Here is an 11,321-nt window from a genome sequence, read left to right on the forward strand (position 1 = left end):
CTATAATATTTCTATTACATAATAGAAGCATCAGCAAAAAAGATTACACTCCCTGGGCTAATTTCAATGGAGCAAACTTTACAGGTAATGTTGTCTTTATAGATGTTAATTTTAATTCTGCTGATTTTACTGGAGCAACATTTTCTGGAAATGCTGATTTTACTGGTGCAAAATTCAATAAAGTTTATTTTTATAATGCTAAATTCAATAAAGTTATACTAAATGAATCAGATTACACCACCATGATAGGTAGTTTTAGTCCCTTTCAAGATACCTTGGTCTTTAATGATGCAACATATATAAAATTAATGAAAAATTTTAAGGATAATGGGCAGTTCGATGATGCTGACGTTGTTGTTTACAAATATCGGCAAATAAAACAAGAATCTAAAAAAGGTGTATCATGGTTATGGGATGAGATCCAAAGGCTTATTTATGGATACGGGACAAAACCAGAGAATTCACTCCTCGCTGGATTAATAACAATCTTTCTGTTCTCTTATTCTTTTGAAAGAAATTCCGATCAAATTAGGATTCAGTGGGATGTATTTTTCAAAAAGTCTATTCGAATAATATATAAAATAGTTCCTAGTTGGTTTTTTGACAAATTTATTCTACTAGCAAATAAAATTCCTCCTAACCGTATTTATGAAAAATTTAAACTTACTTTAAAAAAATGTTTATATTATTTGACACCTACTTGGGACGGCTTTTATTATAGTTGGATAACATTTATTACGGTCGGTTACATCGACACAAAAATAAACAGGCAGAGGTTAGCTACCATGGTCGAAGGTTTATTAGGATGGCTAATTCTCTCTTTGTTCATTGTAAGTTTGGCCAACCAAATAATAAAACAATAACCTCTATATATTGTATCTAGACCAAACTACCAACACAAATTGAAATCGACGGATGTTGGATTAGTATAAAGCAAACTTTACAAAGTCAAAATAACATAAACACAGGGAACTTAATACAAATAATCACTCCCTCGGCCACATCAAAGCCATTTTCTCAGGATAAAATGAAAACACATTTCCCACCGTTATTAATACCACTCCAATCCAGAAGATCAACAGGTGAAAAGGGCTATCCCTGAAGCTGACAAAATTCAATATAATAATAACAAACCCAAAATGCAGGAGTGATGAGCCCATCCTTGCAATATATCCTTCCTTTTCAAACCTGATGGATTTGCTCTTCCTGATCGTCAGTATAAGAACAATAGCCTGAACCACTGTCATTATCGCAAGGATAAATCCCAATCCCTTCTCCAATCCCGAAAAAACGGTAATCATCACAGTTATTCCCAGGATAGCAGCGCTGAATTTTATCAGGATATCCTGTTCAAAAAGTCTCTTAGGAATGCATAGACCCAGTGAAATAAGAAGCAATACCAGGAACGGATAAAGGTATGAATTCATCTCATCAATATACTGGCTGTATTGCGCGGTCATTGTCCACCGGGAATCGACTGCAAGATAATTATAATAAGTAATCCCGTAAAGGCTTACTGCGCCTATTGCAAAAAGGATAAGCGTTGTCAGGATTATCAAATAAAAATCGTAATTTTTAAGCTTCACGGCTGCACCACCGAATGTATCCCCGGGACAATATACGTAAGAAGATATGTGAATATCAAAGATACAAAACAGATTATACCAAGATATGCAGTAGTTTTCCACATTTTGCCTTTGCTGACATAAATACGGGAGTGCAGGTATGCGCTATAAAGCACCCACATCATTATCGAACCGCTGATCTTTGGGTCCCACCACCATGCGCTGTCCTTCCATGCTTCGACAGCCCAGGGGTATCCGATAAGCATTCCTGTCGTGAGAAGAATATAACCGATTTTTGCATAACTATAAGCAATTTCATCATAGAGCCTGTCTTTTTTAAAGAGCATATAAACACATGCTGCAAAAGTGATGATGAGGGATGCGTATGCAATAAACAGCATTGGCGGATGTGTCCACATATACGTTGAATTATAATAAAAAGTTATGCGGCCATAGAGTGTTCCTGCTATCTCGAAAATCCTCATATCACTTGATAAGAGCAATGCATACCATTGCGTGATTTCACCATTCACTATCGGAAGAGGGTCTTTGAAAGGATTTGAGAAAAAATATACAACAACGGAAAAAATTGATAATATCACACCGAGAAAAGACATTATATCTTTCCTTTTCGTAACGGTCATTGCAAATATTGATGCACACATTGCCCAGAAGTACAGTTTTTCCGATTCTATCCAGAGCGGGGCAGCGATCCTGCTGTTTTCAACCGGGATCATCTGTCTTAATGCAGCAGGGTACTCGATCAAAACAGTATCGTATATCTGAACATGGAACCACGCAAGCATTAAGAACCCGGTTAAATAAAGCCCTGTTGAAATATACAGGCATTTTATAAGATAATCATAATATCTGCTATTTTTTTTAATTAAATAAAGAATTGAAAATATTCCCTGGAATAACGATATTATAAGAATATATGTGATCACCGGCTGCCCGATCGTTCCCAGGAATTCCCTTGCTGCAATGTATTCCTCAAAACCCATTACAGATCGATCTCCATAACAGGTTTGCCATCAATTGTATCGGGAGCAAGCCAGTCGATTACTAAAAAGAGCTCACTCAAATTTTGCGCCGATATTTCTACATGGATAGAACCCAGGCTTTCCTTTCCTGCTGGAAAATTCAATTTACCGATATAAGCAACCTGTTTGTTCAACCGGAATTTTGTATTTGTAGTGTCGCCTTCAATTCCATTCAAAAATATCTTACGCGCAGTATCAAGTATCCGTTCTTCTCTCAAACGCAAATGCAATGTTCTTAAGCTTTCAAGATCGCCTTCTCCAAACAATTCCGGGATTTCTGATCCTTGAAGCTTGAGTTCAACAGGAAAAAAATTCGATATGGCTTTTTCAACTTTCTCCTGCATTTCTGTGGGATTGACAGGGGCTGAAATTTTTACTGATACGTTCATTCCTGATGCGTTCGTTACTGGTACACTCATATTTTTCCCAGCAATTGTTCAATTTGTTTCTGGAATTTCTCAATAGTCTGAGTGTTATCGATAGTTATGTCGGCTTTTTCAATGGCCTTATCCAGTCCCCACCCTTTTTCCCTTTCATCCCGCCTTTTTAGTTCTTCAGTGCAATTCATATCATCAGACCGGGCGCGCTTTCTTACCCTTTCAAACCGCATCTTAAAAGGCGTATTGATAGCTATTAGTCTGAAATCATTACCGAATTCTTTTTTAAAATATTCTATTTCATTAATATTCCGAGTCCCATCCACTACGACTACAGGTGTCTTTATAATACGTATTTTCGGGACACATCGTTTTGCGATTACATCCATCCCCTCTTCCCGCCGAAGGGAAGTTCCTGTACCCCCGATATTTTCATCAGTTGGAGGCAGACCCCGCCGAGCTGTTTCTTCCCTTACAACATCCCCCATATTGACAACAGGAATTCCAAGCTTTTTTGCTATAGCTGCAGCCTCTGATTTTCCCGATGCGGGCATTCCGACAAATGCAATGAGCTTCATGGAAGCGATTAATTTAGCTGGAAGATAATAAATCTATGCACCTAAAATATATATGCTATTAGCCAGCAGTATAGCATATATGAATGACGCGATAGCAAAGTCCCCGGTTGCAGGGGGGACAATAAATAAAGATCCTGATGACGAAATAGCCCAATTGCGGGAAACCATTCAAATAATGAAGGACCAGGTGAAAGACATGCATTCAAGGCTTCTTGAAGCAGCGGTCCTGAATAATAAATACATCCAGACTATCCAGGAATACCAGACGCAGATAGAACAATTGAAAAAGCCGCCTCTCTTTATTTGCAGTGTCGTCGAGGTTCTCGGGGATATGGCGCTATTAAGACAGCACGGCAGCAACCAGGAAATAGTTACAAAGATCCCTGATGATATGATATGTGATATTGAAGCGGGTGCCCGTGTTGCAGTCACTGGAAATCTTGCAATCGTGCAGGTATTATCAAAATCAGTAGACGTAAGAGCGCGGGTCATGGAACTGATTGAAAGCCCGAATATCGATTACGATATGATCGGTGGATTGAAAAAACAGATAAATGAAGTCATAGAAACTCTTGAGCTTCCTTTAACAAATCCTGAGCTATTTATTGATGTCGGGGTTGAACCGCCTCATGGCATTATGCTTTACGGTCCTCCGGGGAACGGCAAGACACTTGTTGCAAAAGCTGTGGCTCACAGGGCAAAGGCGACTTTTATCAGGATGAGCGGAAGCGAACTTGTCCAGAAATATATAGGTGAAGGTGCAAGGCTTGTAAGAGATGTTTTTGATATGGCCCGGGAAAAAGCGCCAAGCATTGTTTTTATCGATGAGATCGATTCAGTGGGAAGCAGAAGGACATACGATGGTACTACGGGTTCATCAGAAGTGAACAGGACAATGGTGCAGTTACTTTCTGAACTTGATGGATTCGATGCACGCGGGGATGTTAAAATAGTAGCTGCTACGAACCGTATCGATCTTCTTGATCCTGCTCTTTTAAGACCGGGAAGGTTTGACAGGATTATAGAAATACCTTCGCCTGATGCAGAAGGAAGGGAAGAAATATTAAAGATCCATATCAGGAACATGAAACTTGAAAATGTGGATATTGATGAGCTTGTAGAAATGACGGACGGTCTGAGCGGCGCTGAATTAAAGGCGATCGTCACTGAGGCTGGCATGTTCGTAATAAGACGCAAAGGAAAAGCAGTCACCATGCAGGACTTCAGGGATGCTTACAATAAGCTGATCATCAAGGAGTCAAGAGAAGAAGTTGCGGGAATGTTCGTGTAAATTATGCAGCATGAAATAATGTATAAACCGGCTTATACCTTGCTTGAGGTAAAGCTGGAAGCAGGGGAACGTATAGAAGCTGAATCCGGTGCTATGGTATATATGTCGCCAGGGATCGAGATCGCAACAAAAGCAAAAGGCGGCGTGTTTGGCGCGCTTACCAGGGGTTTACTTGGAGGCGAGTCATTCTTTACAAACAGTTTCACCGCAAAATCAAAAGGCATTGTGGGACTTGCGCCTCCATATCAGGGAGATATTGCCCATCACAGGTTGAATGGTGAGACTCTGTTTGTCCAGAATGGCAGTTACATTGCCTCTTCACCTGAAGTGAGCCTTGATACCAAATGGGGTGGAGCAAAATCATTTTTCTCGCGTGAGGGTTTATTTCTCCTGAAGATGACTGGAACTGGCGATGCTTTCATTTCCAGTTTCGGCGCAATACACGAAGTCAAACTGACCGGGGAACCTTTCACTATTGATACCGGCCATATGGTAGCTTTCACCGAAGGACTGGATTATACTGTAAAAAGAGTTGGCGGCCTCAAATCAACAATATTCAGCGGTGAAGGGCTTGTAGCTGAGTTCCGGGGAACAGGGACTCTTTATCTGCAAACAAGAAGCATGAACTCATTCATTGGCTGGCTGATGCCGTTTTTGCCAAAAGGCGGGTAATATTTGGAAATCATTTTATATAACAAAACCTACAATTCAATTGATTAATTTTGAAGAAGATGATCTTAATCTTTCAGATGAAATAAAAAAACAAATAGAAATTTCACGAAAAACACCAATTTCTAAAATGATATCTCAAAAAGAAGTTGAACTGGAATTTCTATGAGAATAGTGAAAAAGATAAAATTGGTGGGTGAAACGGGGATTGGTTTGGAAATTTTGAAAGAACAGGAATATGGTTTCAAGATTCGTATTGGTGACTATCGTGCTTTATGCGATATATATTATAACCCTGGTAAAGTCATTATCAGAGTTGTAGAACACAGAAAAAATGTATAAAAATTAGGACAAGACTTATTTCATCTGTCACTCCTATTTTTAATTAGCTCCATCTCCAAATCTTCTTCTCCCATCCGTTTCTTTAGATATTCCATATCTATTTTTTCAGAATACACCTCAAAAAGTACCTGCGCCTGCTCGCAATCATACTGTGATTTCCAGTGTTTACAGGCATTCAGCCTATCGACTATTAAATCTTCTATAGAAAGAACCCGGATCAACTTTCCTTCGTGCAGGATTTCATTAACGCGCCTGCCCTCGGTAGAATCACCTACAATTTCGATACCGATATCTTTTGTAAAAAACCAGTGCCTTCCTATCTTAGAAAAACCCATTTCTTCAAGCACTTTTACAAGAGAGTTCCTGTCTGCAAGTAAATCAATGTCTATGCTCTTGCACGTTCCTCTTGTATAAAGTTCTACAGCGCTGCCACCGACTAAAATCGGTTTTTTGTTTTTGGGAAACTTTTCGCTGATTTCTGCTAAAATCCTGAATTTTGAGCTTAATTCTTCCAAGGCAAAACCTCTTTGATTTTATTTCCCTCAAAAATTACTCCTTCTTTTACCCGGAGCTTCGCTATCTCGATGAACATTTTAATTTTTTCGGGAGAGCGCGGTTTTGTGCGGATGGCAGTCATAAGTTAATATGATAAAATTACTGCAAAGAAGTATAAGGATTTCGTATTTTTGACAATTAAATCAATGGTTGGTGTTATGTGTTGATAATTTCAGTCTAACTATTTCCCCATCCCTATCCTCATCCTCTCCACTTCTTCTTTTCCCGGTATCCTCAGCACAAAACACCCGTGGCAGGGCTTCACATAAGGCATGATAATATCATCATTATCAACAGCTATCGGTATCGGTGGGACTCCCACAAGATAATTATCAAATATCTTGTACCCCGCAGGCACATAATATACTTCGTTAAAATTTTTCTTTATGTACTCGGCACATTCCTTAAAAGAGCTGTTCGGGAGCAATATCTCATAGTTCATCTCGTCAACGCAGCCCATGACTTCACCCCGTCTATCTGTGCCCGAAGTGGGGTCGGATTATGAACAGCCTTTGCAGCAATGATGATAGAATCCCCGCTTGCCTCGATAAGAGGTTCGATCTCTTTCCCAAAAATCACAGCTATTGTCTTTGCTTTTGAAATTGATTTTATTGTTGCCAGATATGAAATCCCGCTGTCGCTGTGTATAAAAACAAAACAAAGGTCAAAATCAATTGTCTTTTCAGCAAGAGCGCCGATGCACCTGTCAAGGTCCATTACTTTTTTAATATAATGTTTTTCAGGATCTGAATTAAGAAGAAGGCTTATAGCAGCTTTATTCCCTGCTGATGTGACTTCAAATCCTTCCTGATTCAATTTATTTGCTATGTACAATGCCGCTGCTGTCTGAACTGGTAGTTCAGGGCATCCCATCATAAAAAGTGCTTTCATACGTTCCTTCCTTTTGATTTTTTATAATATTCAATACGCTCTTTCAGTACGCATCTGCCGCCTCTTACGCCTCCGATCGGGTTTTTCGGGACTCCCATGGAGTTCATGCAGCGTGCCATGACAGCGGCGCCGCGGGCAAGACCATCATCCACGAACACTACATGTTCCCGGGGTTCCTTAAAAAACCCCAGCTTTTCAATGCTTTTCAATATCAGGTAAGGTTTGCAACCTGTAATGGCAGCCCGTCCTGTCAGGCCAATGGAAGTCTTATCGGATACAAGCTGATGTTCGATTGCCAGATTCACGGTGCGGCCAACCATCTTTGCAGATACGAGGTCCAGAGTTGCAAACATTGTTTTTAAACCGTGTTTTGTATATAATTCAGAGCCGATATCTGTCAATTCAGGCAAAAGACTGCCGTTCTCCCCGACATCACATCCTATAAGGATCACACCGATTTCTTTTGCTGCTTTGGGATCAACAGGAACGCTCCCGTATCTATTCACATTTTCAGGTACGATCTCAATTTTGATCCGGGAATGTATCTCATCAGCATATTTCCTGATAATATTGCCTTTTAAAAGCCATATCATACGTTCTTTAGTATCTTTGAAAAGATCAAGGGCAGCACCGTATCTCTTATCCACAAGACCGGTTCCCTTAATGACAGCATCGGGGATTGCACCGGCAAACCCACAAAGATTGGCAATAGTTCTTGCATAAGGGATTTCGTCATTTGTAATTCGTCCTTTAAGGGTTGTCCCGAAATCCATTGAAAAAACAGGGTTCCTGAAATCCACACCCGACCATTTGGCGCCTTCTTTGATACCTGCTGTTGCAAGTTCTCCTTCCATTTCATTTGCAACGATCTCAACGCCAGTTGAACCAACAGGAGGAAGAACACCTCCGACAGCCCCTGTAAATACGATCTTATCGATCAGCGTATTGTTTTTGAATTTTAGCGGCACATTATCGATAGACATGGCAGGCACCATTTTTTTTGGCGGGATTCCTGCAAGCAGGCATCCATCTGCAAGCGCTTTTATAAATTCCCCGACTTCATGCGGCGACGAAAAACCCGCGACCACACCTGTTGACCTCACAGCGAAATCAAGGTCTGTTGTGATATCAAGATTCACAGCTTCATGAGCCTCAATAAGCGTGTCCCGCACGAGTTCGGCAATTGATTCCCTGGTCAATGATACTCCGCTAAGGGTCGAACCAAAAATCCTCTCATTGGGTTTCGGTTTCCTTACATCGCGGGTCATTTTAACGGTTTTGTTCAAAACGCGTGTATGCCCGTCTTTCATATTTGTAGCTGTCAGGATACATTTAGTAGTTGTATTCCCGACTTCTATAGATGCAACTATGAAAAAGGGAATGAACTCGCCTAATTTTATGTCCCCTTTAAGTTCGGACGGTTTGATGATCTGACTCTGGGCAATTCTTGGCTTTTTGCCAAAAAAGCAGCCAATAACAAATTTAACCGGATTTTCCATATTCACCTGTCTTTAATTTCCACTGGATGCGGCGCAGTATCCCGCGAAGGGTCTGTACCTCGCGTGCTGTCAATTGCGCCCGTCCTAATATTCTGCTTAGCATAAGCTTTGTCTTGTCTTCTTTATGTTCTTTATATTCTATATCATCCAGGACTCCATCAATATGCTCGTATAGAAGTTCAATATCAAAATGATCGGCTAAAAATCTATCTCCCCCTTCTATATCGCTGAGTTCATACAGAACAACAGCAACAGCATGGGAAAGATTCATACTTGAATAAGCGTGGCTTGTGGGAATATTGACTATGATATCACAAATTTCCAGTTCCTCATTTCGAAGCCCTGCATCTTCCCTCCCGAAAACAAGCGATATTATTCCGTTATTCCCTGAAAGTTTTTCTTTCAATTGCCTGGGACTGTATGCAGGGACCCTGAAGTGTTTATTATCTGTTTTTCCAGGGAGTCCGGTCATTCCGATAATGGTATTTGAACCTTTCAGGGCATCGTTTAAACTAAACTCAATTCGGGCATTCTCGATAATATCATAGGCATGAACCGACATAACACGCGCTGGCATGTCAATTTCACATGGATTCAGAAGTACAAGTTCACTAAATCCAAAATTTTTCATGACGCGCGCAACAGAACCTACATTTCCACTGTAGATGGGTTCGACAAGTACTATTCGAAAGTTAAGCATAGAAAAAGTTATAATATAGATATTCATTTATATAAGCATGGGTGAAAAGAAGCAGCTAAATGTGAGGATACCCTTAGAACTGCAAGAAAAAATAGAAGAAAGTGGCAGGCCTAAAGTGGATATTGTAATTGAGGCTCTTGAATTATATTTTGATAGCAAGAAACCGAAGGATGCAGGCAAAGAGGAGATTCCGGTTGAAAGCCCTGGTAGTGCCAATAAATTGGAACAGGTTGAAAGCGATGAAATGAATAGAATGAAAAAGGAAGTAGATTTCCTGAGAGCAAAAATAGATGACCTTCTCAAGCTGCTTCACCAGGAACAGGTCCTTCATATCCAGACACAAAGAATGCTTTCACCCCCACAAACTGAAAAGAAGAAGAAATGGTGGCAATTCTGGGGATAGGCAAAATGGATACTGGTGAATCTTCGGTAGTCATTGTAAAGAAATTTCGGTGAATATAAAGTTGGTGAATCGACGGGGAAGTTAATACCATTGAAATTTCTTAGCTAGTTTATTTTCGTAGCCAATCAAATCCTGCGCGTATCGCCATGGACTTAAATAAAGAATAGATAGTTACACTCGTTATCAGGAAAGCATAAATCACAGATGAAAATAAACAAACCCCTTTTGTAAATATATTAACAATTGGGGATTCTATATAAATAAAACCTATAAGCGAAGAAACAGAGGTGAAAGCATAAAGAATGGCGATGATAACCACTTCTAAAGTATGTCTACTGAGAGTATCGAGGAAGAAGACAGCAAAAATCTTATAACTGTCTTTTTGCATATCTACTTTTTGAATCATTTTTTTGAGGTCAATCTTTGTAGATTGTAGAGAGAAGGGGAGGATAACAACAATTACTGAAAGGAGTACGACACCTATAGTTGAAAATGCTAAAATAGAAGAATACTCTGTTGAGTAATCTGTAAAAACAGAAAGATTTGTACTATCCATTTGGCAATTTATTAACTATAGTTTTTTAATTTGGGGTATGTTGTGGAAACTCAGATATCTTCTTTTGTTTAGTATCTAATTCTTTACCTGACTCCCACCATGAATCAAAGAGTTCATTAGCAGCATCTATCATAGATTCGGGAGCTCCCTTAATTATAAGATTCTTTGTTTTGTCAGTTGTATTGTCCTCATGTGGCTCTTCTATTCTCAAGTTTTGGTTGTCTATTATCATGATATGCTTTAAATCTGGGTCTTCTATAAATCTGATATCCATTTTATTTGGATATTTCTTCTTTAATTCGATGAGCCAAGGCAATTCAGATTTAATTTTTTCAATATTTTTACCGTCGTCTATCAATAGTCTGATTTTTTTTACGTTCTCAATGCAACTTGTTAATGCCTTTTTCACTTCTGCATCATTATAAAACGGTGGATGTAAACTAGAAACTATACTTGCCTCATAACGTGCATTTGCAAAGAGGTCTATAATCTTCGGCTTAAATTGTTCCGCCCCTTCTAGTCGAAAAAGTTCCATGGTTATACCTCTTTATTAACTTTGAATACTGGAAATATTACTATACCCTTCGATTGTTTTAGTCATAGTCGATTCATTTTCTCCTTTCAACATCCTTTTTAGAAGTACGCTTACCAAACGCAATACACCAAATCGGACATATTGACTGAATGAAACCTCTGTAACATATATAAGGATTACGATGTATTAAATTTAATCCTTCATGTTTTGGTGTGATTGATTTTATTAATGCCGCACAATTTATAAAATAGAATCGATGAGTATCACTACTTTCTCTGATGCTCAACGCTCATTTGAATCATACCCACCATCTATTT

Annotated in this window: 16 protein-coding genes; 5 read left to right on the forward strand and 11 right to left on the reverse strand. The window is 39.3% G+C overall.

Translation table 11 applies throughout. The features are described from left to right. Nucleotides 1-863 (forward strand): pentapeptide repeat-containing protein (locus tag CL181_RS05705; protein ID WP_176505085.1); only part of this gene is annotated, 863 nt, incomplete at its 5' end. Nucleotides 864-986: 123 nt separating this feature from the next. Here CL181_RS05705 and CL181_RS05710 read toward each other — a convergent pair. The 4 genes from CL181_RS05710 to CL181_RS05725 are packed head-to-tail and all read right to left on the reverse strand — an operon-like array spanning nucleotide 987 to nucleotide 3,563. Next, nucleotides 987-1,586: a hypothetical protein gene (locus CL181_RS05710; RefSeq protein WP_097298315.1), complete on the reverse strand. Its 600-nt coding sequence runs from the start codon at nucleotides 1,584-1,586 to the stop codon at nucleotides 987-989. After that, nucleotides 1,583-2,569, reverse strand: coding sequence for a cytochrome c biogenesis protein CcsA (gene ccsA / locus CL181_RS05715; protein ID WP_097298316.1), 987 nt, complete (start codon nucleotides 2,567-2,569; stop codon nucleotides 1,583-1,585). Before ccsA ends, CL181_RS05710 begins: the two co-directional genes overlap by 4 nt. Further along, complete coding sequence (locus tag CL181_RS05720) at nucleotides 2,569-3,027, reverse strand: RNA-binding domain-containing protein (RefSeq protein ID WP_255251441.1); 459 nt, start codon at nucleotides 3,025-3,027, stop codon at nucleotides 2,569-2,571. The genes ccsA and CL181_RS05720 overlap by 1 nt, the downstream gene beginning before the upstream one ends. After that, the gene (locus CL181_RS05725) at nucleotides 3,024-3,563 is read right to left on the reverse strand and encodes a dephospho-CoA kinase (protein ID WP_097298318.1); all 540 of its coding nucleotides are present in this window, start codon (nucleotides 3,561-3,563) and stop codon (nucleotides 3,024-3,026) included. The genes CL181_RS05720 and CL181_RS05725 overlap by 4 nt, the downstream gene beginning before the upstream one ends. Before the next feature lie 79 nt (nucleotides 3,564-3,642). Here CL181_RS05725 and CL181_RS05730 point away from each other — a divergent pair, with 79 nt between their 5' ends. The 3 genes from CL181_RS05730 (at nucleotide 3,643) to CL181_RS20170 (ending at nucleotide 5,865) form a co-directional block, all read left to right on the forward strand. After that, nucleotides 3,643-4,854: a proteasome-activating nucleotidase gene (locus CL181_RS05730; protein ID WP_097298319.1), complete on the forward strand. Its 1,212-nt coding sequence runs from the start codon at nucleotides 3,643-3,645 to the stop codon at nucleotides 4,852-4,854. 3 nt (nucleotides 4,855-4,857) lie between these two features. Further along, complete coding sequence (locus tag CL181_RS05735; RefSeq protein WP_097298321.1) at nucleotides 4,858-5,526, forward strand: TIGR00266 family protein; 669 nt, start codon at nucleotides 4,858-4,860, stop codon at nucleotides 5,524-5,526. Between the two features lie 162 nt (nucleotides 5,527-5,688). Further along, complete coding sequence (locus CL181_RS20170; RefSeq protein ID WP_217993099.1) at nucleotides 5,689-5,865, forward strand: type II toxin-antitoxin system RelE/ParE family toxin; 177 nt, start codon at nucleotides 5,689-5,691, stop codon at nucleotides 5,863-5,865. Between the two features lie 20 nt (nucleotides 5,866-5,885). On the opposite strand, the gene CL181_RS05740 is transcribed toward CL181_RS20170, so the two are convergent. The 5 genes from CL181_RS05740 to CL181_RS05760 form a co-directional block, all read right to left on the reverse strand. Further along, nucleotides 5,886-6,380, reverse strand: a complete 495-nt coding sequence (locus tag CL181_RS05740; RefSeq protein WP_097298323.1) for a DUF6036 family nucleotidyltransferase — start codon at nucleotides 6,378-6,380, stop codon at nucleotides 5,886-5,888. Nucleotides 6,381-6,601: 221 nt separating this feature from the next. Then, nucleotides 6,602-6,880: a DUF1894 domain-containing protein gene (locus tag CL181_RS05745; RefSeq protein WP_097298325.1), complete on the reverse strand. Its 279-nt coding sequence runs from the start codon at nucleotides 6,878-6,880 to the stop codon at nucleotides 6,602-6,604. Continuing rightward, nucleotides 6,859-7,311, reverse strand: coding sequence for a DUF1890 domain-containing protein (locus CL181_RS05750; protein WP_097298326.1), 453 nt, complete (start codon nucleotides 7,309-7,311; stop codon nucleotides 6,859-6,861). The genes CL181_RS05745 and CL181_RS05750 overlap by 22 nt, the downstream gene beginning before the upstream one ends. Continuing rightward, nucleotides 7,308-8,810 (reverse strand): methanogenesis marker 14 protein, encoded by a 1,503-nt coding sequence (locus CL181_RS05755; protein WP_097298328.1) that lies wholly within the window; start codon nucleotides 8,808-8,810, stop codon nucleotides 7,308-7,310. The genes CL181_RS05750 and CL181_RS05755 overlap by 4 nt, the downstream gene beginning before the upstream one ends. Next, the gene (locus CL181_RS05760) at nucleotides 8,794-9,510 is read right to left on the reverse strand and encodes an RNA methyltransferase (RefSeq protein WP_097298397.1); all 717 of its coding nucleotides are present in this window, start codon (nucleotides 9,508-9,510) and stop codon (nucleotides 8,794-8,796) included. Before CL181_RS05760 ends, CL181_RS05755 begins: the two co-directional genes overlap by 17 nt. 37 nt (nucleotides 9,511-9,547) lie before the next feature. Here CL181_RS05760 and CL181_RS05765 point away from each other — a divergent pair, with 37 nt between their 5' ends. Further along, entirely contained in the window at nucleotides 9,548-9,913 is a 366-nt protein-coding gene (locus tag CL181_RS05765) for a hypothetical protein (protein ID WP_097298330.1), read from the forward strand. Nucleotides 9,914-10,022: 109 nt separating this feature from the next. On the opposite strand, the gene CL181_RS05770 is transcribed toward CL181_RS05765, so the two are convergent. Both CL181_RS05770 and CL181_RS05775 read right to left on the reverse strand, forming a co-directional pair. Then, a complete protein-coding gene (locus CL181_RS05770) occupies nucleotides 10,023-10,469 on the reverse strand; it encodes a hypothetical protein (RefSeq protein WP_097298332.1) in 447 nt (148 codons plus the stop codon). 25 nt (nucleotides 10,470-10,494) lie between these two features. Further along, nucleotides 10,495-11,004, reverse strand: coding sequence for a hypothetical protein (locus tag CL181_RS05775; protein ID WP_097298334.1), 510 nt, complete (start codon nucleotides 11,002-11,004; stop codon nucleotides 10,495-10,497). Nucleotides 11,005-11,321: the final 317 nt, after the last annotated feature.

The organism is Candidatus Methanoperedens sp. BLZ2 (assembly GCF_002487355.1).
In the GTDB taxonomy this organism is placed as follows: Archaea; Halobacteriota; Methanosarcinia; order Methanosarcinales; family Methanoperedenaceae; genus Methanoperedens.